20 protein-coding genes are annotated in these 22,935 nt (G+C 68.2%); 12 read left to right on the top strand and 8 right to left on the bottom strand.

Translation table 11 applies throughout. The features are described from left to right. Window positions 1–41: 41 nt before the first annotated feature. Window positions 42–1,001: an aldo/keto reductase gene (locus AC6CHL_RS11860; RefSeq protein ID WP_498294485.1), complete on the bottom strand. Its 960-nt coding sequence runs from the start codon at window positions 999–1,001 to the stop codon at window positions 42–44. A gap of 174 nt (window positions 1,002–1,175) precedes the next feature. Between AC6CHL_RS11860 and AC6CHL_RS11855 the strand changes: the two genes are divergently transcribed. Further along, window positions 1,176–2,030: a class I SAM-dependent methyltransferase gene (locus tag AC6CHL_RS11855; RefSeq protein ID WP_448134710.1), complete on the top strand. Its 855-nt coding sequence runs from the start codon at window positions 1,176–1,178 to the stop codon at window positions 2,028–2,030. An 84-nt stretch (window positions 2,031–2,114) separates the two neighbouring features. Then, entirely contained in the window at window positions 2,115–2,654 is a 540-nt protein-coding gene (locus tag AC6CHL_RS11850) for a pseudouridine synthase (RefSeq protein WP_447596058.1), read from the top strand. 108 nt (window positions 2,655–2,762) lie between these two features. Here AC6CHL_RS11850 and AC6CHL_RS11845 read toward each other — a convergent pair whose 3' ends face one another. Together AC6CHL_RS11845 and hrpB are read right to left on the bottom strand one after the other, a co-directional pair. Beyond that, window positions 2,763–3,152, bottom strand: a complete 390-nt coding sequence (locus AC6CHL_RS11845; protein ID WP_038685585.1) for a hypothetical protein — start codon at window positions 3,150–3,152, stop codon at window positions 2,763–2,765. A 162-nt stretch (window positions 3,153–3,314) separates the two neighbouring features. Beyond that, the gene (gene hrpB, locus AC6CHL_RS11840; protein WP_498294483.1) at window positions 3,315–5,819 is read right to left on the bottom strand and encodes an ATP-dependent helicase HrpB; all 2,505 of its coding nucleotides are present in this window, start codon (window positions 5,817–5,819) and stop codon (window positions 3,315–3,317) included. Between the two features lie 88 nt (window positions 5,820–5,907). Between hrpB and AC6CHL_RS11835 the strand changes: the two genes are divergently transcribed. Next, window positions 5,908–7,347, top strand: a complete 1,440-nt coding sequence (locus AC6CHL_RS11835; protein WP_498294481.1) for a WG repeat-containing protein — start codon at window positions 5,908–5,910, stop codon at window positions 7,345–7,347. Between the two features lie 69 nt (window positions 7,348–7,416). Beyond that, the gene (locus AC6CHL_RS11830; protein WP_498294479.1) at window positions 7,417–8,232 is read left to right on the top strand and encodes a TatD family hydrolase; all 816 of its coding nucleotides are present in this window, start codon (window positions 7,417–7,419) and stop codon (window positions 8,230–8,232) included. Between the two features lie 27 nt (window positions 8,233–8,259). Here the strand turns inward: AC6CHL_RS11830 and AC6CHL_RS11825 are convergent, their stop codons facing one another. The 4 genes from AC6CHL_RS11825 to AC6CHL_RS11810 all read right to left on the bottom strand — a co-directional run bounded on the left by AC6CHL_RS11825 (window position 8,260) and on the right by AC6CHL_RS11810 (window position 12,331). Continuing rightward, window positions 8,260–9,147, bottom strand: a complete 888-nt coding sequence (locus AC6CHL_RS11825) for an NAD-dependent epimerase/dehydratase family protein (RefSeq protein WP_498294477.1) — start codon at window positions 9,145–9,147, stop codon at window positions 8,260–8,262. Window positions 9,148–9,149: 2 nt separating this feature from the next. Next, on the bottom strand, window positions 9,150–10,088 hold the full coding sequence (gene panE, locus AC6CHL_RS11820; protein WP_498294475.1) for a 2-dehydropantoate 2-reductase: 939 nt from the start codon (window positions 10,086–10,088) through the stop codon (window positions 9,150–9,152). Between the two features lie 486 nt (window positions 10,089–10,574). After that, the gene (locus AC6CHL_RS11815) at window positions 10,575–11,375 is read right to left on the bottom strand and encodes an ABC transporter permease (RefSeq protein ID WP_038685599.1); all 801 of its coding nucleotides are present in this window, start codon (window positions 11,373–11,375) and stop codon (window positions 10,575–10,577) included. Further along, entirely contained in the window at window positions 11,372–12,331 is a 960-nt protein-coding gene (locus tag AC6CHL_RS11810; protein ID WP_038685602.1) for an ABC transporter ATP-binding protein, read from the bottom strand. The genes AC6CHL_RS11815 and AC6CHL_RS11810 overlap by 4 nt, the downstream gene beginning before the upstream one ends. Window positions 12,332–12,435: 104 nt before the next feature. Between AC6CHL_RS11810 and AC6CHL_RS11805 the strand changes: the two genes are divergently transcribed. From AC6CHL_RS11805 to AC6CHL_RS11785, 5 genes are all read left to right on the top strand, one after another. Then, window positions 12,436–13,185 (top strand): ferredoxin--NADP reductase, encoded by a 750-nt coding sequence (locus AC6CHL_RS11805; RefSeq protein ID WP_498294473.1) that lies wholly within the window; start codon window positions 12,436–12,438, stop codon window positions 13,183–13,185. Between the two features lie 51 nt (window positions 13,186–13,236). Next, window positions 13,237–14,415: a GGDEF domain-containing protein gene (locus tag AC6CHL_RS11800; RefSeq protein WP_498294471.1), complete on the top strand. Its 1,179-nt coding sequence runs from the start codon at window positions 13,237–13,239 to the stop codon at window positions 14,413–14,415. Window positions 14,416–14,522: 107 nt separating this feature from the next. Next, a complete protein-coding gene (locus tag AC6CHL_RS11795) occupies window positions 14,523–16,034 on the top strand; it encodes an alpha/beta hydrolase (protein WP_498294469.1) in 1,512 nt (503 codons plus the stop codon). After that, window positions 16,031–16,777, top strand: a complete 747-nt coding sequence (locus AC6CHL_RS11790) for an ABC transporter ATP-binding protein (protein WP_038685610.1) — start codon at window positions 16,031–16,033, stop codon at window positions 16,775–16,777. Before AC6CHL_RS11795 ends, AC6CHL_RS11790 begins: the two co-directional genes overlap by 4 nt. After that, a complete protein-coding gene (locus AC6CHL_RS11785) occupies window positions 16,774–17,958 on the top strand; it encodes an ABC transporter permease (RefSeq protein ID WP_038685612.1) in 1,185 nt (394 codons plus the stop codon). Before AC6CHL_RS11790 ends, AC6CHL_RS11785 begins: the two co-directional genes overlap by 4 nt. Before the next feature lie 46 nt (window positions 17,959–18,004). Here the strand turns inward: AC6CHL_RS11785 and AC6CHL_RS11780 are convergent, their stop codons facing one another. Beyond that, complete coding sequence (locus AC6CHL_RS11780; RefSeq protein WP_498294468.1) at window positions 18,005–18,811, bottom strand: AraC family transcriptional regulator; 807 nt, start codon at window positions 18,809–18,811, stop codon at window positions 18,005–18,007. A gap of 77 nt (window positions 18,812–18,888) precedes the next feature. Here AC6CHL_RS11780 and AC6CHL_RS11775 point away from each other — a divergent pair, with 77 nt between their 5' ends. The 3 genes from AC6CHL_RS11775 (at window position 18,889) to AC6CHL_RS11765 (ending at window position 22,935) form a co-directional block, all read left to right on the top strand. Continuing rightward, on the top strand, window positions 18,889–19,143 hold the full coding sequence (locus AC6CHL_RS11775; protein ID WP_498294466.1) for a hypothetical protein: 255 nt from the start codon (window positions 18,889–18,891) through the stop codon (window positions 19,141–19,143). Between the two features lie 238 nt (window positions 19,144–19,381). Next, window positions 19,382–20,230 (top strand): DUF4123 domain-containing protein, encoded by an 849-nt coding sequence (locus AC6CHL_RS11770; protein ID WP_498294464.1) that lies wholly within the window; start codon window positions 19,382–19,384, stop codon window positions 20,228–20,230. Further along, window positions 20,227–22,935 carry a T6SS effector BTH_I2691 family protein gene (locus AC6CHL_RS11765; RefSeq protein WP_498294463.1) on the top strand — a complete coding sequence of 903 codons (2,709 nt, stop codon included), beginning with the start codon at window positions 20,227–20,229 and terminating at the stop codon, window positions 22,933–22,935. The genes AC6CHL_RS11770 and AC6CHL_RS11765 overlap by 4 nt, the downstream gene beginning before the upstream one ends.

The raw sequence follows: 22,935 nt of genomic DNA, 5'->3' as shown, positions 1-22,935 counted from the left end.
GCCTCGCGGCGGCTGCGTGTGCGACACGTGGGCCGCCGGGCTCAGCCCTGCTCGGTGCTGGCGGCATCCAGCTGCGCCACATCCTCGGCCGACAGCGCCACCTGCGCGGCCGCCAGCACATCCTTCAACTGCGCGACGCTGGTGGCGCTGACGATCGGCGCGGTAATGCCGGGCCGCGCGATCAGCCATGCCAGCGCCACCTGCGACGCACTGGCACCGTGCGTGCTGGCGATGTCGTCCAGCGCGGTCAGGATGCGCAGGCCGCGCGGATTGAGGTACTTGTCCACCACGCGCTTGCCGCGCGCGCTGCTCTTGCTTGCATCGGCGGCACTGCGGTACTTCCCGCTCAGGAAGCCGCTGGCCAGCGAGTAGTAGCTGATCACGCCGATGCCCTGGTCGCGCACCAGCGGTTCCAGTTCTGCCTCGTAGCCGGCGCGGTCGTACAGGTTGTACTCCGGCTGCAACGTTTCATAGCGCGGCAGCGCGTAGTCGGCCGACACCGCAAGCGCATCGCGCAGGCGGCTGGCGCTGTAGTTGGACGCGCCGATGGCGCGCACCTTGCCCTGTTCGATCAGGCGGCCGAACGCGGCCAGGGTGGTTTCCAGCGGCGTGGATTCGTCGTCTTCATGGGCCTGGTAGAGATCGATCACATCGGTCTGCAGGCGGCGCAGCGAATCTTCCACCGCCGCGGCGATGTTGTCGGCCGACAGGCCCGGGCGCTCGGCCCACTTGGCCACCTTGGTGGCCAGCACCACCTTGTCGCGCTTGCCGCTGTGCTTGAACCAGCGGCCCAGGATGGTCTCCGATTCGCCGCCGCTGTTGCCCGGCACCCAGGCCGAATACGCGTCGGCGGTATCCACCAGGTTGAAGCCGGCGTCGACGAAGGCATCCAGCAGCGCGAACGAGGTTTTCTCGTCGGCGCTCCAGCCGAAGACGTTGCCGCCGAAGGCAATGGGTTGCACAGTCAGGCCGGAGCGGCCGAGTTCGCGCGATGCAGTCATGGGAGAGGTGCTCCTGTGGAAATCCAATGCATCAGCATAGTTCCGCGGCCATGACAGCGCTGCGGCGGCTGCCACAAAACAGTGTTCCGCCGTGCTGCATCGCACTAACGTTTTGTGAACACCTTGGGCATCGCGGCTGCTAGTCTCGCCGCATCCCGCCACTGGAAGACGCCGATGAAAACCCGTTCGCTGACCACTGCCTGCCTGTTCACCTTGTCCACGCTGCTGCTGTCCGCCCCGGCCCTGGCGACCAAGCCGGCCGGCCCCAATGCACAGATCGCGATCACCCCGGCGGTGCAGACGGCGGTGCAGGGCACCTGGCGCGACCCGGCCAACGTCAAGCGCGATGCGTGGCGGCATCCGGCGCAGACGCTGTCGTTCTTCGGCGTGGCACCGGGCAAGACCGTCATCGAGATCACCCCGGGCGGCGGCTGGTACGCGGAAATCCTGGGCCCGCTGCTGCACGACAAGGGCACCTATGTCGCGGCGGTGGTCGACCCGATGGCGGTGCCCGAAGGTCGCGGCCGTGACTACCAGCAGCGCAGCCGCGACGGCCTGGACAAGAAGTTCGCCGCCAATGCCGCGCTGTATGGCAAGAGCAAAGTGGTGGCCTACAACCCGACCGCCCCGCAGTTCGGTGCGGACAACTCGGCCGACGTGGTGCTGACCTTCCGCAATGTGCACAACTGGCGCAGCGCCAACCAGGCCGAGGGCATGTTCACCGGCTTCTACAAGGTGCTCAAGCCCGGTGGCGTGCTGGGCGTGGTTGAACACCGTGCCAAGGCCGATGTGCCGGCCGACGACAAGAGCGGCTACGTGGGCCAGAAGCAGGTGATCGCGATGGCCGAGGCGGCGGGCTTCAAACTGGCCGGCAGCAGCGAAATCAACGCCAACCCGCGCGACACCAAGGACCACCCGAACGGGGTGTGGACCCTGCCGCCGACCAACCAGCACGACAAGGCCGACGATGCGAAGTACCAGGCCATCGGCGAGAGCGACCGCATGACCCTGCGCTTCGTGAAGCCCTGACCCGCAGCGCCCGCTGCCGGTAGGCCTGCATCACAGACGAGCGGGGGATGGGACAATGGCCCGTCCCCCGCTGTTGTTTCCGCCATGCTGATCGCCTTCAACAAACCCTTCAACGTGCTGTGCCAGTTCACCGACCGCAGCCAGCCACCGCGCGCGACCCTGGCCGGCTTCGGGCTGCCGCCGGCGGTGTATGCGGCCGGGCGGCTGGACTACGACAGCGAGGGCCTGCTGCTGCTCACCGACGACGGTGGCCTGGCGCACACCCTCACCGATCCGCGCCACAAGGCCGACAAGACCTACTGGGTGCAGGTGGAGGGCACGCCCAGCGACGCGCAGCTGCAGGCCCTGCGTGACGGCGTGCAGCTCAATGACGGCCCGACCCTGCCGGCGAGGATCGAACGCCTCGACCCCGCCCCCGCGCTGTGGGTGCGGGATCCACCGGTGCGCTTCCGCAAGACCGTGCCTGACAGCTGGCTGGCCGTCACCCTGCGCGAAGGCCGCAACCGCCAGGTACGGCGGATGACCGCAGCCGTGGGGCTACCGACGTTGCGCCTGGTGCGCGCGTCCATGGGCCCGCACGCGCTGGGCGACCTGCAACCAGGCCAGTGGCGCCAGATCGGATAACACCGCCGGTAGGTACCAACCGTTGGTTGGTACGCATATGCAAAACCAAAAAAAACCGCCGGACAAGGCCGGCGGCTTTCGATACACCTGCGCTGACGCGTCAGCAGATCAGGCGTCGCTGCCGATATCGCTGTGCTCATCGACCACGGTGCTGGTGCGGCGGTTGCGGGCGCTGATGCGCTGCGCCTGGCCGTCCACCACGCCGCCGTTGGCAAGCTTCTTCTTCTGCTGCTTGCGGTACAGCGCGTAGCCCAGCAGGCCCACGCCCACCGCAGCGGCGGCGATGGTGACGGCCGGATTGCGGCGGACCACCTTCGCGGCGACCTTGCTGCCGGTCTTCACCGCGCCCAGTGCGGCACCGGTCTTGATCCAGTCCGTAGCCTGCGGGCCAAGGTGACGCAGGCTGCCACCGGCATGCTTGAGGCCGTCGCCAGCGCTGCTTGCCAGGTCCAGGGCGCGCTCAAGGGCGCGGTCGGTAATCACAGTCAGTCTGCTCATGGGGGTTCCTTTGCCTCGGTTCTGATCCAGTGTGGCGCGCGGGCCGTGTAGGGCGTGTTAGCCACCTGCCACGGCCGGATCACGACTGTAGCCGCTTGCCCGTGCCGGTGCGGTGCGGCGCGATGACGCGGTCAGCCGGCAGCCATGAATGCGACAGCCGCGTCACGTCCCGCGTGGCTTGGCCCGGTGCGTGGCAGTCGCCGTCCACGGATCGTCCGGCCACGGGTGCCGGGGATAGCGGCCCTTCATTTCCTTTTTGACCTCGGCGTAGGTGTTGGCCCAGAAGTTGCGCAGGTCCTGGGTGACCTGCAGCGGGCGGCCGCCGGGCGAGAGCAGGTGCAGGGTGAGCGGCACGCGGCCATCGGCGATGCGCGGGGTGTCGGCCAGGCCGAACAGCTCCTGCAGTTTCACCGCCAGCACCGGTCCCTGCGGGGTGACGCCATCGGCGTCCACCGCGTAGTGGATCGGCCGCTCCATGCCCGACGGCACCGCCATGCGCACCGGCGCGTGCCGGTCGATCACCTGGCGCTGCGCCCACGGCAGCGGCGATTTCAGGGCCTCGCCCAGACTGGCTTCGTCCAGCGCGTCCAGCCGCGTCTTGCCGGTGAAGGCCGGCGTCAGCCACTGCGGCAGGGTCGCCATCAGCGCGGCATCGGATACGTCCGGCAGCTCCAGCTCGGGCATCCACGCACGCAGCGCCAGCGTCCGTGCCTGCCATTGGCGCAGGCCCTCGGTCCACGGCAGCGCGTCGATACCCAGTTCGGCCACGGCCTCGGTCAGCGCCTGCGCGGCATGCGCCGGATCCACGCGCCCGGCCGACCGGCTGTCCAGCACGATGCGGTCGAAACGGGTTTCGCGGCGCGCCACCAGCGCACGCTTGTCGCCGTCCCAGCGCACCACGTCCTGCTGGGTGAAGCGGGCGGGGAAGTCGCGGCGCAGCCGGTTCTCATCGACCGGCGCGGCGCGCAGCAGCAACGCGTCGCGCGCCTCATAGCGCAGTTCCACCGCCACCAGCCACGGCTCGCCACGCAGATCGCTCGGATCGAACAGGCGCGCACTGCGCCCGTTGGCCAGCAGGTAGCGCAGCGGATCGGTGGGGTGGCGCGCGGCGATCCGGTCGGGGAAGGCGTGGGCCAGCAGGTCGCCGAGCTGGTGTGCCTCCACCGACGTGGGCGGCGCGGCGTCGCAGCGCAGGCGTCGCCGCCACTGCTTGCTGGCGGCATCGATGGTGGCCAGCCCACCGCGGTTGGCATCGTGCGGCGCGCGGCCGTGGCGGAACGCCGCCAACGCGCGCCATCGCGCGGCCAGTGCATCACCGCCCTGACGCAGCGGGTCGCGTGCCTCCACCAGCGCGGCCAGATCGCACGCCAGCGCCTGCTCGCTGCCGCCGGTGGCGGCCAGCAGCATCGCCGCCAGCCGCGGGTGCGTGCCCAGGGTAAGCATGCGGCGCCCCAGCGCGGTCAGCCCGCCGCTGTCGCTCATCGCACCCAGCCGCTGCAGCAGCTCGCGCGCGGCGGCCAGTGCGCCCACCGGCGGCGGGTCGACGAAGCGCAGGTCATCGCTGCCCCACGCGGCCAGCTCCAACGCCAGCGACGTCAATTCCACCTGCGCGATCTCCGGCCGGCGCTGTGCCTCCAGCCGCTGCGACTGCGGCCACAGCCGCCATGCCCAGCCCTCGGCCACACGCCCGGCACGCCCGGCGCGCTGGTCGGCCGACGCCTGCGCGATGCTCACCACGTCCAGCCGTGCGAAGCCGCTGTTGGGGTCGTAGCGCGGCTCGCGCGCCAGCCCGGCATCGATCACCACGCGCACCCCCGGCAACGTGACCGAGGATTCGGCCACGTTGGTGGCCAGCACCACGCGGCGCTGGCCCTGCGGGTCGGGTTGCAGCACCCGCGACTGCTGCTCCACCGGCAGTTCGCCGTGCAGCGGCAGCACCTGCACCGTGGCCGGCAGCGCCTGCTCCAGCGCGGCCTGGGTGCGCGCGATCTCGCGTTGGCCCGGCAGGAACACCAGGACATCACCGGGATGCTCGGCCAGTGCCTGTTCCACCGCGCGCCGCGCCTGGGCTTCCAGCGATTCCTCGCGACGGGCGGGGAAATGGCTGATCGCCACCGGGAAGCTGCGGCCCGCGCTGCTCAATCGCGGTGCATCCAGGAACTGCGCCAGGCGCTCGCCATCCAGCGTGGCCGACATCACCACGATGCGCAGGTCCTCGCGCAGCTGCGCCTGCACGTCCAGCGCCAGTGCCAGGCCGAGGTCGGCGGCGAGGTGGCGTTCGTGGAATTCATCGAACAGCAGCGCGCCCACGCCGTCGAGCATCGGGTCGTCCTGCAGCATCCGGGTCAGGATGCCTTCGGTGACCACTTCGACGCGGGTGCGGGCCGACACCTTGTTCTCGAAACGGATGCGGTAGCCGACGGTGTCGCCCACCTCCTCGCCCAGCTGTCGCGCCATGAACTGCGCGGCGCTGCGCGCGGCCACCCGGCGGGGCTCCAGCATGATGATCCTGCGGCCTTGCAGCCACGGCGCGTCGAGCAGGGCCAACGGCACCTGGGTGGTCTTGCCGGCGCCGGGTGGCGCTTCCAGCACCAGGCGCGCGTGTGCGGCCAGGTGGTCCAGAATCTGCGGCAGCAGCGGGGAGATGGGGAAGCGCGAGGAGTTCATCGGGTAAGGATACGGGCTCGCTGACAGGGATGTTTGGCAGGCGTGGGCAGCTGTGCTCTCATGCGCGCACTGTTTTCAGGGATGCCACATGTCACCGTTCACCCGCGCCTTCGTCGCCGCACTGACGCTGTTCGCCGCCATTGCCAATGCCCGCGCGGATGCACCTGCCCGCACCGCCGCGCCCGCGCCGTGGTCGGCCGGTTTCACGCTGGAAAAGAACGGCGAAACACTGCAGGTGCTGGATGCCCAGGGCCATGTGGTTGTGGGTGGGCTGGAGGGTTTCTTCCCCAATGCGCGCTACGCCCTGCTGCTGCGCCAGTCGCAGTGGGGGGTGCTGCGTGCGGACGGACATATCCTGCTGGCACCCGAATACGCCCGCGTGGAGCATCTGCCCGAATCACAGTTGTTCGAGGTATGCCGCGACGCCAATGAGCGCTGCGGTCTGGTCGATATGGATGGGCGCATCGTGGTGCCGATGGACAACGCGCGTATCACCGGCGTGTGGGTGACCCAGACGCCGTGGGTGGTCGAACGGGACGGCCGCAGCGGCGCGTTCGACCCGGCCACGCGTCGCTGGGTGGTACCGCAGGCGCAGGCCGAGATCCGTGTGGGCGCGGGCATGCTGATGGTCAAGCGCGAGCCCGATAGCCCGTGGCAGGTGCTGGATCGGCGGGGCGCGGCCATTGCCGGCATCCCGCCCGCCAGCGATTGGCAGGTGTGGGAGGAGGGCATGCGTATCATGGGTGCGCAGGGCATGTTCGATGCCACTGGCAAAGCATGGGTGCCGGCTGGCCGCTACGACGCCATCGCGCCCCAGGGCGACACCGCCGTGGTAAGCACCCGCACGGGTCAGGGCCTGATAAACGCGCAGGGCAGGCAGGTGCTGCCGCCGCGATTCCTGCTGATCGAGCCGTTGGAAAGTGCCCACCTGGGTTGGAAGCGGTTCGTGGAAGGCGAGCGCTGGGACGCGCGCCGCGTGGGTGTGATGGACGCTCAGGGCCTTGTCATCCTCCCTGCGCGGTGGGACGGCATCACACTGGACCTGGCCGACACCGCGCGTGGCCGGCGCAACCAGCTCATCTTCCAGGTAGAACGTGATGAACGGCTCGGGGTGCTGGACGCTGCAGGCAACACCTTGTTCCCGCCCCGGTTCGACAGCGCCAGCATGATCGCCTACGGCAGCGTCATGTATCTGGTGTCGGAAGACGGCAGGCAGGGGCTGTGCAACTTCGCCAGCGGCCACTGTCCGATTCCAGTGCAGTTTGAACGGATCCAACAGGTGGACGACAGCGAGGCAGGACAGTCGCTGTTCGTGGTAACTCAAGACACCCGCTCGGCCCTGTATACCGAGCAGGGCCAGGTGGTGATGCCCCTGCAGCCGGGCCTGATCGCGCTGTCCACGGCCAGTGATGACCTGCACGTGCTTGAGGTCACCCTCACCCAGGGCAGTGAACAGCGCACGCTCCGCCTGCAGGTGCTGGCGGGCGTGTGGCAGGTGCAAGCGCCCGGCCACGCGCCGGCGCAGTAGCCCCCGAGCCACGGGTGCCTGCCGGACCGCGGGCTACAATGGCCGGGTTACCTGTCTTGTAGCTCCCCCATGCAACTGATCGATATCGGCGCCAACCTCACCCACGACTCCTTCGACCGCGACCGCGACGCCGTGCTGGCGCGTGCCCGCGACGCGGGGGTGGCACAGATGATCATCACCGGCGCCAGCCGCGAGCATTCGCCGATGGCGCTGGAGCTGGCACGCCAGCATCCCGGCTTCCTGTATGCCACCGCCGGCGTGCACCCGCACCACGCGGTGGAATACACCGACGAATGCGATGCGGACATGCGCGCGCTGCATGCGCATGCCGAAGTGGTGGCGGTGGGCGAGTGCGGGCTGGATTACTTCCGTGACTTCGCCCCGCGCCCGGCCCAGCACCGCGCCTTCGAGCGCCAGCTGCAGCTGGCGGCCGACGTGGTGGCTGCCGATGGCGCGCGCAAGCCGCTGTTCCTGCACCAGCGCGATGCCCACGCCGATTTCATGGCGCAGATGAAGAACTTCGACGGCCGACTGGGCGCGGCGGTGGTGCACTGCTTCACCGGCGAGCGCCAGGAGCTGTTCGACTACCTGGACCAGGACTGGTACATCGGCATCACCGGCTGGTTGTGCGACGAACGCCGTGGCGGCCACCTGCGCGAGCTGGTGAAGCACATCCCGGCCAACCGCCTGATGATCGAAACCGACGCGCCGTACCTGCTGCCGCGCTCGCTCAAGCCGATGCCCAAGGACCGCCGCAACGAGCCGATGTTCCTGTCGCACATCGTCGAGGAGCTGGCGCGCGATCGGGGCGAAGACGTGGAGACCACGGCCGCCAACGCGACGGCGGCCACGCGTGCGTTCTTCCGGTTGCCTGACGTCGCCTGATACATCCCCACGACCAACGGTCGTGGGCTACCGGTGGCCGTCGCCGCTTGCCCAGGCGTCGGCCAGACCATCGCGGTAGGTCGCGAAGCGGGGCTGCCATTGCAAGGCCGCGCGCGTGCCGCGGCTGTCAATGCGCTTGTTGCTGGCGTAGAAGCGTCGCAGCGAGGCGGGAACGGCCGGGTCATCCCAGGCCTGCGCGGCGGGCAGCGGCAGGCCACTCAGCAACGCGGCATGCGCCAGCACGTCCTGCGGCGGGGCCGGCTCATCGTCGGCCGGCAGATACAGCGCGTGCCCCTGCGGACGCTGCATCGCCGCCAGCACCGCAGCGGCCAGGTCTTCCACATGCAGCCGGTTGAACACCAGCCCGGGCCGTACCACGTGCCGGGCCTTGCCCTGCGCCAGCTGCGCCAGCGCGTTGCGCCCCCGACCGTACAGGGCGGGCAGGCGGAACACCGCCGAGGCGATACCGCGTGCCTGCGCGAACGCACGCCACTGCTGCTCCGCACGTAACCGTCGCAGGGCGGTGTCGTCGTCCGCATCGGCACGGGCCTGTTCGTCCACCCAGCCCCCGTCGCGGTCGGCGTAGACCGCCGTCGAGGACAGATAACCCACCCAGCGCAGCGCGGGGCTGTCGTGCAGTACATCGGCGAGCAGGCGCAGCGCCGGGTCGCCCGCCTCCTCCGGCGGCACGCTGCACACGATCGCGTCCGCGCGCCGGAGTGCCGCGCGTAGCTCCTCATCAACCGGCACGCCCTCGGCCAGCCGATACCGCGTCAGTCCGTCATCGGGGGCGGTGCCGGGGTCACGCACGGTGCCGCTGCATGCGATGCCCTGGGCCTGGAGCAGGGCGGCCAGGTGCCGCCCGCTGTAGCCCATGCCCAGCACCAGCACGCGCGCCGGCGCGGCCATCTGCATGGTCAGGCGCCGCGCTGGCGCTGGTAGGCCTGCAGGTGGCTGTAGGCCACCGCCAGCAGCGGGGCTGCCTGCCCGGCGGCGCGTGCGCGCGCCAGCATGTCGCCCACGATCTGCTCGGCCTCCACCTGCTGGCCCGCTTCCAGGTCGCGCAGCATGGACGCCTTCAACACCGAGCCGGGCTGGGTCGTGGCCGTCAACGCGATCTCGCGCGCCTTGGCCGGAATCGGCTCGCCCGCCGCATCGGCCACGGCCAGGCATTCGTCATACAGGCCACGCACGATCGCCGCGCCATCGTCGGTGGCCACGATCGTGCCCACATCGGCGCGCATCAGGCACGTTGCCGCCGCCAGGGTGGTCAGGAACGTGTACTTGATCCACTGCTCCTGCCCGATCGCATCGCTGGCCACATGGTCCACGTTCGCCTGCACGCACGCGGCCGCCAGCGCCAACACCCGCGCGCTGCTGCCGGTACCGTCGCGCTCGCCGAAGGTCAGCTTGGCCGCCGGCGCCAGGTGCAGCACCGCGCCATCGGCGGCCTTGGTCGCACTGATGAAACACAGCCCGCCCAGCACCGCATCGCGCCCGAAGCGCGCATCCAGTGCCGCGTAGTGGTGCAACCCGTTGAGGATCGGCAGCAGCGTCGTACGCGGCCCCATCGCCGGGGCAATCGCCTCGATCGAACTGTCCAGGTCGTACGCCTTGCAGCTCAGGATCACCAGATCGAACGGCTGCGCCGCCGCCAACGCAGGCAGCGCATCGGCCGTGACATGCGCCACCGGGAAGCGGGCATCGCCAAGCGGACTGCGGATCACCAGCCCCTCGGCCGCCAGCTGCGCCGCACGCGCGGGACGCACCAGGAAGGTCACATCCACACCGGCCTGGGCCAGCCGACCACCAAAATAACCACCGGTACCACCGGCGCCGAGGATCAGGATACGCATCGCACGCTCACTGCAGTTGGGGGATTCACCCTGCGATTGTGCCGGAGTTTTGCGGCACCCGCAGGGCGTTATGTGGCGGTTGGCGTAGCGCCTTTCGCGGATGGGCGAGATCGATTCAAGACACGACGTCCCTCCAAATTTCTCTTCCACATTCTCACAGTTCGTCCAACCGCATACGAAAAGAGCCGGGCAAAAGCCCGGCTCCACAGGAACGATCATTTCCGCGAGGTTGCTGGCCAGCGGCCGGCACTACCGGAACTCCGCTGCCGTCACCGGGAAACTATCGAAGGCGGGGTGGGTGAGTGTGCGGGGGCGTGAGCGCCATGGATGGCGCGACCGAGCCTACAGGGACGTACTCGCGGCGTCCCCCGCGGACTCACACACCCCGCCTACCCCGATTCAATCCAGAGCCGCAGTTGACGTTGCTTCAGCAGTGGCAGTGGCAGTAAAGCGGGCCGCCGGGCCGCAGGCCCGGCAAAACACCACTCAGCTCCGCATCCCCACGCCCCGCTTCAACAACCACAACGCCAGTGCCGTCAGCGCCACCACGAACCCGATCATCAGCGCATACGCCACCCACAGCGGCACATCACTGGTCCCCAGCAGTCCGTAACGGAACGCATTGACCATGTAGAAAATCGGATTCGCGTGCGTCGCCGCCTCCGCCCACGTCGGCAGCAGCTGCACCGAATAGAACACACCGCCCAGGTAGGTCAGCGGGGTCAGGATGAAGGTCGGCACGATCGCCACATCATCGAACTTCTTCGCGTACACCGCATTGATGAACCCGGCCAGCGAGAAAATCGTCGCGCCCAGCAGCACCGTCGTCAGCGTCACCAGCGGGTGCGGAATGCGCACCGGCGTGAAGAACATCGCGATGATCAGCACGATCACGCCCACCATCAACCCGCGCAGCACCGCACCGGACACATACCCCCACAGGATCACCCAGTTCGGCATCGGGCTGACCAGCAGCTCCTCCACGTGGCGGCCGAACTTGGCGCCGAAGAATGACGAACTGATGTTGCCGTAACTGTTCTGGATCACGCTCATCATCACCAGGCCCGGCACGATGAACTGCATGTAGGTGTAGCCGCCCATGTCGCCCACGCGCGAGCCGATCAGGCCGCCGAAGATCAGGAAGTACAGCGTCATGGTGATCGCCGGCGGCACCAGGGTCTGGCCCCAGATGCGCAGGATGCGCGCCACTTCGCGGCGCACGATCGTCATCAACGCGATGCGGTTGCGCTGGCCGTCGGTCAGGACCGGGGTAGGGGTGGTGCTCATGCCGCATTCTCCTGGTTGCCGGTGAGGCGCACGAACAGCTCCTCCAGGCGGTTGCTCTTGGTCCGCATCGAACGCACCCGGATACCGGCCGCGTTCAAGGCTTCAAATACCCGGTTGAGGTCCATCGCGCGCGGCATGTCCACGTCCAGCGTGTGCCCGTCGGTCGCGATCAGGGTGGCGCCTTCGATCACCGGCAGCTCGGCCGGCAGGCTGCCGTCGATGTCGAACAGGAAGCCTTCCACGTCCAGCTTGGCCAGCAGCTCACGCATCGGCCCCTGGGTGACGATCTGGCCGTGGTTGATGATGGCCAGGTTGCGGCACAGGTGCTCGGCTTCTTCCAGGTAGTGCGTGGTCAGGATGATCGTCGTGCCGGCGGCATTGATCTCCTTGAGCACCCGCCACATGTCGCGGCGGATCTCGATGTCCACCCCGGCCGTGGGCTCGTCCAGGATCAGCAGGCGCGGGCGGGTCATCATGGCCCGGGCGATCATCAGTCGGCGCTTCATGCCGCCGGACAGCGTGCGGCTCATCACCTGCGCCTTTTCCCACAGGTGGGCGCGCTTGAGCTCCTCTTCGGCCATCTTCTCGGCCTCGGCACGGGCCACGCCATAGAAACCGGCGTAGTTGACCAGGATGTCGAAGGGCTTTTCGAACAGGTTGAAGTTGATCTCCTGCGGTACCAGGCCGATCAGGCGCATCGTGGCGCTGCGGTTGCGCACCAGGTCGCTGCCGAAGACCTCGACCTGGCCCTCGCTGAGGTTCACCAGCGAGCTGATGATGCCGATCAGGGTCGACTTGCCGGCGCCGTTGGGGCCCAGCAAGGCGAAGAAGTCGCCCGGGGCCACGTCCAGCGAGACGCCCTTCAGGGCCTGGGTGCCGTTGTCGTAGGTCTTGCGGAGGTCACGCACCCGCAGGGCGGGGGCGGCGGTGGGCGCGGGAGTGTTCTGGGAAGCCAAGCTCTTGCCTTCGCGCCCATGGGCTGGCGCTGGATAGGGGCGGGGAGCGGCTATTATAGAAGACCCCGAGGGCTTGCCCCGGCTACACACTGTCCCGAAAAGTCGTGCCTGCCCAATTCCCCCTCAAACTGGTCGACCGGCGCATGCTGGCCCCGACCGTCGGCCACTACCAGTTCCTGCGTGATGACGGCCAGCCGCTGGATTTCCAGCCCGGCCAGTTCATCCAGGTCCATTTCGAGTACGCCGACGGCACCGCCACCAAGCGCAGTTACTCGCTGGCCACCATTCACAACCACGCCCTCGGCGCGGGCGACGCGGTCGATATCGCGGTCAGCTTCGTCCCCGGCGGCGCCGCCACGGCTCTGTTCGAGGGCCTGGACATCGGCGGCCACGTCACCGCCAGCGGCCCGTTCGGCCGGTTCTGCCTGCAGCCGGGCGACCACAACGCCCGCTACCTGCTGATCGCCACCGGCACCGGGGTCACCCCGTACCGGTCGATGCTGCCGCTGCTGGCCACCGCCATGGCCGAGCGCGGGGTGGAGGTGGTGCTGCTGCAAGGCGCCCGCACCCCCACCGAGCTGCTCTACAGCGACGACTTCTATGCCTTCGCGGCCGCCCACCCGGGCTTCCGCTACGTGCCGTGCCTGTCACGCGAGCTGCCCGACAACCCCCATCCGGACGTGCGCCACGGCTACGTGCAGCAGCACCTGGCCGAGTTCGCACCGAACCCGGCCACCGACATCGCCTACCTGTGCGGCAACCCGGACATGGTCGATGCCACCTTCGAGTCCCTGAAGGACGCCGGCCTGCCGACCCCGCAGGTGCGGCGCGAGAAGTACGTCAGCAGCAAGTAACCGGTGCGGCGCGCGCTAAGATGCGCGCGCCGCCCTGAGGCGCGAGGCCGCATGACCCTGGATTTCCCCACCGTCGCCGTGCTCGGCTACCTGCTGTGCCTGGGCATCGCGCTGGGCTTCTCACTGCTGTTGTTGGTCCTGCGCGGGCAACCGGCGCTGCGGCTGTGGACGGCCAGCCTGTGGCTGCTGGCGCTCAGCCTGACCTCGGTGGCGCTGCGCGCCCATCTGCCCGTCGTGCCTTTGGTGATCTTCGGCAACGCCGTACTGGCGCTGTCGGCGGTGCTGATGCTGTACGGCGTGGCGCGCCACCTGCAGCGGCAGCTGCCGGCCTGGCAGCCGGCCCTGCTGGCCGGGGCATACGTGGCGGGCATCGTGGTGTTCGTGGTGCCGTTCCCGAACCTGGCCGTGCGGCTCAACGTGGCCAGCCTGTTCGCGGTGCTGATCAACAGCTGGATGGCCTGGATGCTGGTGCGCCATGCGCCGCCCCAGCAGCGCACCAGCTGCCGGCTGGCCGCGGCCATCTTCGCGGCCGAAGCGGTGGTGTACCTGGTGCGGCTGTGGCTGCCGGTGGCGCCCGATGCCGGACAGGACATCTTCCGGGCCGGCGCGCCGATGTTCGCCACCTACCTCGCGGGCATCTTCCTGGAACTGGCCCGCTGCTTCGCGCTGGTCCTGCTGCTGGTGGAGAAGATGCTGGTCGACCTGCGCCGCGCGGCACGCACCGACGGGCTCACCGGCCTGCTCAACCGCGGCGCGGTGCTGGCCGATGGCCAGGCGTGCCTGCAGCAGTGCCAGCGGCAGCAGCAACCGCTGGCCCTGCTGCTGCTGGACGTGGACCACTTCAAGCAGGTCAACGACCGCTGGGGGCATATCGCGGGCGACCAGGTGCTGCACCACTTCGCCTCGGTCCTGGCCAACTGCCTGACCAACTGCCTGGCCAGCCAGCAGCCGCTGCTGGGCCGCTACGGCGGCGAGGAGTTCGTGGTGCTGCTGCCGGGTGCCGACCATGCCCGCGCCCTCCAACACGCCGCCTACATCCGCGCGCAGCTGCAGGCGCACCCCGCCTACGTGGGGGACATGCCGGTCACGGTCACCACCAGCATCGGGTTGGCGGTCGGCACCGGCGCGCACGACCTGGCGGCCTTGCTGGCCGCCGCCGACCGGGCGCTCTACCAGGCCAAGGCCGACGGCCGCGATCGCACTGTCAGTGCGGTGCCACTGCCTGCCTGAGCCTGGCCGGCGCACGCCGCCCGTGCCACCGGTACCGCGCTGGTCACATCCAGCGCGCCCCTTCGTCATGGCATGCTGAGACCCTTCAATCCAGGATGCGATCGAACATGCGAGTTTCCTGCCGTCCCTTGGCGACCGGTGCAGCCTTGCTGCTGCTGGCCGCCTGCCAGGCCACACCGGAGGCCACCCCGGAAGCCGCACAACGTCAATACGGACACCTGACGTTCAAGCCGTGCACGCTGACCAGCACCCAGGCCAGCGACAACGTGGAAGCGCAATGCGCCACCCTGCAGGTGGCCGAGAACCCGGCCGCGCCGGACGGCCGCAAGATCGGGTTGAACATTGCCTGGCTGGATACCAGCAACGAAGGCGAGGGCAAGGGCGACCCGGTGTTCTTCCTGGCCGGTGGACCGGGCCAGGCAGCGACCGAAGTGGCTGCGGTGATCAACGTGGCGTTGCGCGAAGTGCGCAAGCAGCGCGACATCATCCTGGTCGACCAGCGCGGCACCGGCAAATCCAACCCGCTCACCTGCGTGGGGGCCGACGGCAAGGAAATGGCGCTGGACGACACCATCGCCCCGACCACCCAGGCCATTGCCGACTTCGCCGCGCAGTGCGCCACGTCGCTGGCCAGCCGCGCCGACACCCGCTTCTACACCACCACCCAGGCCATCGCCGACATCGACACCGTGCGTGCGGCGCTGGGCGTGGACAAGATCAACCTGATCGGCGGGTCCTACGGCACCCGCGTGGCCCAGCAGTACGCCGCGCACTACCCGCAGCACACCCGTGCGGTGGTGATCGACGGGGTGGCCCCGAACGACGTGGTGGTGGGCGGTGATTTCGCCAACACCTTTGAAGCCGCCATCGACCTGCAGGCGGCGCAGTGCAGGAAGGATGCCGCCTGCGCCAAGCGCTTCCCGGTCGATACGCGTACCCAGCTGAAGAACGTCATGGACGCGCTGGCCAAGTCCCCGGTCGAAGTCGAGTACCGCGACCCGGGGACCGCCGAAACCAAGCGCGATGTGTTGACGTCCGATTCGGTCACCGGCCTGGCCTTCATGTTCTCCTACATGCCCGAGTTGTCCTCGCTGCTGCCGGTGGTGCTGGATGAAGCCGCGCATGGCCGCTACGCCCCGCTGATGTCGCTGAGCAGGATGGCCAGCCGCTCGCTGGGCGTGCAGATGAACCGTGGCATGCAGTGGTCGGTGATCTGCGCCGAGGATGCCGACCGCTACCAGGAGCCGGCCACCAGTGATCGCCTGCTCGGTCCGGAGGTGGCGCGCATGTTCTTCGCCGCCTGCCCGGGCTGGAAGGTCGGTACGCGCCCGAAGGACTTCACCGCGCCGCTGAAGAGCGACCTGCCGGTGCTGCTTCTGTCGGGCCAGTTCGATCCGGTCACCCCGCCGCGCTACGCCGAGCAGGTGCTCAAGACGCTGCCCAACGGCCGCCACCTGATCGCCAAGGGCCAGGGCCACGGCACCCTCAACGCCGGTTGCATGCCGCGCCTGCTGGGCCAGTTCATGGACAAGGCAGATGCCAAATCGCTTGACGCCACCTGCCTGGACTCGCTGAGCCCGGTGCCGGCCTTCACCTCGTTCAACGGATGGGAACCATGATCGTCGCCGAGAACCTGCACAAAGCCTTCAAGACCAAGACCGGCCTGATCAAGGCGGTGGAGAACGTCGGCTTCCAGGCCGAGGACGGCCAGATCACCGGCCTGCTCGGCCCCAACGGCGCCGGCAAGACCACCACCATGCGCATGCTGTACACGCTGATGACGCCCGACCAGGGCCGCGTGCTGGTGGATGGCATCGACGCGTCCGCCGACGCGGTCGCGGTGCGCCGCCGGCTGGGCGTGCTGCCCGACGCGCGTGGCGTATACAAGCGCCTGACCGCCCGCGAGAACATCGCCTATTTCGGGCAGCTGCACGGCATGAGCGCCGCGCAGATCCGCGCGCGCACACAGGTGCTGTCCAAGGCACTGGACATGGACGACATCCTGGACCGCCAGACCGACGGTTTCTCGCAGGGCCAGCGGACCAAGACCGCCATCGCCCGCGCGCTGGTGCACGACCCGCGCAACGTGATCCTGGATGAACCCACCAACGGCCTGGACGTGATGACCACGCGCGCGCTGCGCGGCTTCCTGCGCGGCCTGCGCGACGAGGGCCGCTGCGTGATCTTCTCCAGCCACATCATGCAGGAGGTGGCCGCGCTGTGCGATCGCATCGTGATCATCGCCCACGGCACGGTCATGGCGGCCGGCAGCGCCGATGAGCTGCGTGCACAGACCGGGGAAGACAACCTGGAAGATGCCTTCGTCAAGGTGATCGGTTCGGAAGAAGGATTGCACGCATGAGTTCGTTGAGCACGTTGTTGACCGTGATGCGCAAGGAACTGCGCGATCTTTCCCGCGACCGCCGCACCCTGGCCCTGACCCTGCTGCTGGGCCCGCTGCTGTATCCCATCCTGATCCTGGGCATGGGCAAGCTGGCCGAAAGCCGGGTCAAGACCCAGATCGACAAACCGCTGGACATCGCCACCATCGGCCGCGAGAACGCCCCCAACCTGGTGCGCTTCCTGGCCGCGCAGGGGCTCAACGCGGTCGATGCGCCCAAGGATCTGACCGCGGCCATCCGTGACCAGCAGATCGACGTCGCGCTGCGGATCAGCCCGGACTTCGGCAAGGACTGGGCCGAAGGCCGCCCGGCGCTGGTGGAGATCGTCAAGGACAGCACCCGCCGCGCCGCCGACATCCCCAGCATGCGCCTGCAGACCGCGCTGGCCGGCTACAACCAGCAGGTGGGTGCGCTGCGTCTGCTCGCCCGTGGCGTGGATGCCCAGGTCGCGCGGCCGCTGGATCTGGCCACCCAGGACCTGGCCACTGCCGAAGCCAAGCGCGGCCAGGTGCTGTCGTTCCTGCTGCCGGTGCTGTTGACCATCACCTCGTTCCTGGGCGGTGCCTACCTGGTGATGGACACCACCGCCGGTGAGCGCGAGCGCCAGTCGCTGGAACCGCTGCTGGCCACCCCGGCCTCCCGCAGCGCGATTGTCAGTGGCAAGATCGTCGCCGCCTGCGTGGTGGGCATGGCGTCGCTGCTGCTCACCTTGCTCGCGTTCAAACTGAGTGCGCAGCTCTCCAGCAGCGGGGCGGGGCGACAGCTCAACATGGGCTTCCTGCCGATGCTGCAGATGCTGCTGATCATGCTGCCGATGCTGTTCATCGGCACCTCGCTGCTGACCTTCCTGTCGGCCGCGGCCAAGAGCATGAAGGAAGCCCAGAGCCACATGACCTGGCTGATGCTGCTGCCGATGCTGCCCGGCTACGCGCTGATGGTCTACCCGCTGAAGAGCGAGCTGTGGCAGTTCGCGGTGCCGTTCCTGGCGCAGAACCAGATGCTGCTGAAGATCATCCGCCACGAGGCGATCAGCATGCAGATGTGGGCCGTCTATCTGGCCGCCGGCTTCGGCCTTGCCGCGGTGCTGTGGTATGCGGCGGTGCGCCGTTACCACCAGGAGCGGTTGGCGATTTCGGGCTGAGCACACCGGGGCGATGGCGAGTGCGCCATCGCCCCGTCGGCCGCTCTCATCCGCGTGCATCCCGCGCATACCGCGCCGGTGTATCGCCCAGTTCGCGTTTGAATACCGCGATGAACGCGCTGGTGGTCTCATACCCCAGCGCCAACGCGGTACGCGTGACCGTGTCACCTGCCGCCAGCCGGGGCAGCGCATGCAGCACCCGCAGCCGTTGCCGCCAGCGCGACAGCCCCATACCGGTTTCGCGCTGCCATTGGCGGGTGAGCGTGCGGCTGGACAAGCCGGCGAACGCTGCCCAGTGCTCGACGCTGCGGTTGTCCTCGGGGTGGGCGGCGAACGCGCTGGCCACGCGTCGCAACCGTCGATCCTGCGGATGTGCCAGGGCCAACGGCAATGCCGGGTGGGTGGCGATCTCATCCACGATCACCCCTGCCAGGCGTCGCTGTGCAGCGCCCAACGGGCCGGGCGGCCACTGCTGCGCGCGCTGGATGGCGGCCTGCAGCAGCGGCCCCGGTGCCAGGATCCGGGGCTGGTCGGGCAGCAGCGCGCTGGCGGCTGCGTTGAAGTACAGGCTCCACCCCTCAAAGCCCTGTGGCGCCAACAACGCGTGCGGCAGGTCAGGCGGGATCCAGGCCAGGTGGCCGGCCGGCAACAGCCAGTGCGTGGCCCCCACGTCGATCTGCATCAGGCCGCTGTCGGCGCCCAGCAGTTGCCCGCGCGCATGCTGGTGGCGCGGTGTGCGCCGTGGACCGGCCTTGCCGCCACGCGGGACCGTGCGGGCAGCGAACAGCAACGGGCCCGCGGGGGCATCGGCCAGCGCCGGGTCGAGCAGGGCGGGATGTGTCGGATCTGCCATATCAGGTGGCAGTTATACGACAGAACCGCCGTTGCGGTCCCTGGATACTGGCATTCCCCCCCTTGGAGCGTGCCCCGATGCGACCTGAAGACCTGCTGCCGGATGACCACAACCATGTGCAACGCGCCGGCATCACCGTGCGCAAGGGAAGCGTCGGCGCGTTCCTGGCCAATGCGACGATCCTGCTCGATGCCGATCAGGACGCCGCGGCGCACAACGCAGCCGAGCGCGACCTGCTGGCGCTGCTGCCCGGCCTGCACGCCCTGGGCCTGTTCGACGTGCTGGTGCCGAAAGATGCAGCGCTGCGACAGCTGGTGGAACAGCACCGGTGACGGCGTTGCCTGCGCGGCGCGCGCGTCACGCGCAGCGTGTCATCGCGCACTGACCTTTCGCAGCGCTGTGGAGCGTTGGATGTCCCTGCCACGGATAGGCATGTCATATGGATGCTCGCGAGTCATCCACAAATCGAAATAGAAAAACTGTGAAGCCCGCGACGCATTGTCGGTTCTGGCTCTTCGCTACACCCCATGCCCCTCGTAGCCTGCCTGCAACCACCGATGCAGAGTTCCAATGGACCTGGACATGCACGTCAACGCGCCGATCGACATGGGTCATCGCACCTTCCTTGCGCAGACCCACGCCATCATCGACCCCACCCAGGTGGCCGCCACCTGCTTCGCCGATCTCTCCGGAGAGCCGCTGGAGCCGGTGGAGCTGGAAGGGTGTCTGCGCCAGCCGCCGCTGCTGGTGGCGCTGGATACGTTGTCCTGGGACCGGCGGTTAGAGATGCTGGACCGTGCCGAACGCCATCTGCGCGAACGCGGACGCCCCTTGTTCTGCGCGCTGTTGGCCTGCAACGACGCAGCGCGCCTGCGAGGTCACCTGCGGCATCTGATGGGCTTGTGGCGGCCCGGCAAGGGCCGCGTATGGTTTCGCGTGCACGATCCCCGCGTGTTCCGCCACCTGCGCTGGTTGTTGACCCCGGCGCAGATGGCCGAAGTGATGGGCCCGGTACATGCGTGGACCTGGCACGAGCCGCTGGGCGGCACCTGGCGCACCCATCACCGGCCAGACGCGCACGCGCCGTTCGGCTTGCTGCTGCAGCCGGACCAGTGGCTGGGCCTTGAGCAGATGGGCGTCATCAATGCATGCCTGCGCGATCTGGTCGATGCCCCTGCCACTGCGGGTAGTGGCCCGTTGCGCGCGCTGATGGAGGGCGTGCTGGAAGCGCGCGATGCCGGTCTGGAAGATGTCAGGGACCTGTCCCTTTACGCGCGGCAGCGTCTGCAGCACGGACCCGGGTTCCGGCAACGGCCCGATGTGGCTGCGCGGCTGGCACGGTTGCGTGGCGACGGGATGTCCTATGCGATGGCCACCCGGCTGGAATCTGACGCCTCCGCCACGGCGGTAGCGGCATGAACGACGCCGCTGCCGACTACTGCCCCAACTGCATCAGGTTCGGCTTTCCGATCCTGCTGGCGCGCTATGCCGTGGCCCGCACCGACGCAGAGGTACGGCGGCGGGCACCTCCGTTGCAGGCTCCTTTCGGCGCGGGCATACAGGACATCGTGCTGCCGGCATCCGATGCGCAGTACACGCTAAGGCTGCTGCGCGGCGGCTACGTCTATGCGTTCAACGAGACGCGCGGCGAGTGGCTGGCGTGGCAGGTCAATGAGCACGGCGACCTGTCTTCCTTCGACATCCGTGACACCTCCCCGCCGCCGCAGAACGATGACGCCCCGGCCAGCTGCTCGCGGCACGGCAGCGCGATGATGAGCAAATGCATCGTCCTGCCGGATGCGAAGTGGGGGACCACGCTGTGGCTGGCGTACAGCACGGCACCGTGGACGGCCAGGGTATGGCGCCGCCACCAGGACGCCGCGTACCGGCAGCGCAGCATGCGCCGCATCGACCTGGCCGGCTGGGTCGGCAGCGGAAACCCGCAACCGCACATGGCAGGCTTGTACCAGACGCTGGATCAGGTGTCGGAATTCCACCTTGTCGACACTTACTCAATCCTGCCCAAAACACCAGACGCCACCAACCTGCCCCGCATGGAGGTGCTGCCCGGCGCACATGCGCTGGATCACAGCCTGAGCGGTCGAGTGCAGTACGCCCAGCATCAGCTCGACCTGCTGCGCGCCCAGGCGCGACTGGCGGCACGCCAGGACGTTCCGGACCATCCGCTGGCGGTGGCCCCGGCGCTGGTAGCGCTGGACGACCCGGTGGGCATCATCGCCGACCTCAACCAGTTGGCGGTGACGCGTTTGCTGGAATGGGAGAACGAACCGGAGCGGGCAGAGAAGCGCCAGTCCGCGGCGGCCATCACCGCCCTGCGCGAAGCCATTCATCAAGGCGCGATCGAAGATGAAGTACACCGGAAACGCACCAGCGCCATGGTGGGGAGGGGGATCGTCGGCGTACTCGGTGGACGGGCTGCCGCGCAGGAACTGAGCAGGTCGTTGCCGCTGTGGACCGACGACGTGTTCGCCGTGGAAGACGAAGAGGAGGTGCTCAGGCTGGGCAGAAAGTCCTGGAAGAAATACCGCAAGCACCTGCGCGGTGGCAACGCGTATGCGCGTTGGCTGAAGAATACCTACCTGGACGAGCAGGACCGGTTCTACCAGAAGCACATCGCCGCACTGGACGATGGGTACATCGCCTGGTTGTCGGCAGCGGCCTTCAAGCAGCATATGGCCTGCAACTTCGACAGCACCGACACCACGTCGGGGATTCTGTATCAGGAGGCGGTGACCGCCATGCTGCAGGACGCTACCTCGCGCGGCAAAGTGTTCGCGTATGTGCTGGAACAGTTGGAGAACGGCGATCCGCTGGATCCCGAGTCCATTCTTCTGCGCGCGCAGATATGGAACCAGGACGCGCTGATCAGCGATTGGAAACAGGTGCTGGAAAAGACGTCCACCGCGCCGGGTGCGCGCGACTGGTTGCTGGCGGCCAACGGGCTGTCCAATGCGTTCAAGGGGCTGCTGGACCATCCGGCGGCGGGCAAGACTGCGGGCATGTATCAAGGTTCAGCGCGTCTACTGGAGCACCTTTCAGGTCCAGTGACGCGAATGGTAGGCGACGAAATTGGCCGTATGGTCGCTGCGGACGTTGGCCGCCTGCCTGCGCGCTGGCAGATGGGGCTGTTGACCGCCATGGCGCAGTCGGGATCGCCTCAAACCCAGCTGATGGATCTGACCGGCTACACCACACCAAAACGCGCGCGCAAAGCCTTGGCCATGACCTTGGCGGCGCGGGCGGGCTTGAACGCGGCACAGCAGGCCAGCGTCGCTGCGACCGCAGCACTCGAATCCGCCAACGCGACGATGGATGGCGCCCGGTTCAAGTTCGGCATGCTGGCATTCGTGGACGCCGATCAACTGAAGCTGTTCAAGGCACTCAATGCCAAGGCGGTGATTCCCGGGGCGGCGATTCAGGGACACCTGCAACGCACCTTGAGCGTAGTGGACCTGCATGATGCGATGCGTAGCACCGTCTCTGGACTACATCGCAGCTCTTATGGGTATGGCGTCGCGGGGTTGGTCATGATGTCGGCCAGCCTGGGTCACCTGAACCAGCAGATCATGAAGGCGCCCGTGGAAGAGCGGGGTCTTCTGCAGGCCAACTTCGCGGCAGGCGCAGCGGCGCTGATTGGTGATTCGGCCATTCTTCTGGGTGAGGTTGGCGCGAAGCTGCCCTGGTTCTCGAAGACCTTGGCTGAGCCAATGGGGCGATGGATGTTCAATGCCAGCACGAGAGCTGAACTTTTGGGGGGAGGTGGGCGTTTGATGAGTGGATTGGCGGGCATGGTTATTGGTGCCCTTACGTTCTATCAGGGCTACCGCGACTACGCATTGAGCAAAGGCTATGGCGCGAGCATGATGATTGGCGGCATTGCCGGCGCGGCTGGCGCATTTCTCATCACCATCGGCGCCGCCATTCCAGTGGCCATTTTTCTCATGATCTCTGCAGCCGTACTAACCGTAGCAGTGGCGTGGATGGTGCCAAACGAAGTTGAGCGCTGGCTCGATAAGGCGGTGCACTTCGGAAACAATGAGAGCGGCGCCTTCGACAGTTGGACGGACCAATCAAAGGCCATGAAAGCACTGAGGGCACTTTGA

The sequence above is a fragment of the Stenotrophomonas sp. GQ19 genome (assembly GCF_059758695.1).
The sequence above is the reverse complement of the archived record's forward strand: the minus strand, read 5'-3'. Positions and strand labels throughout refer to the sequence as shown.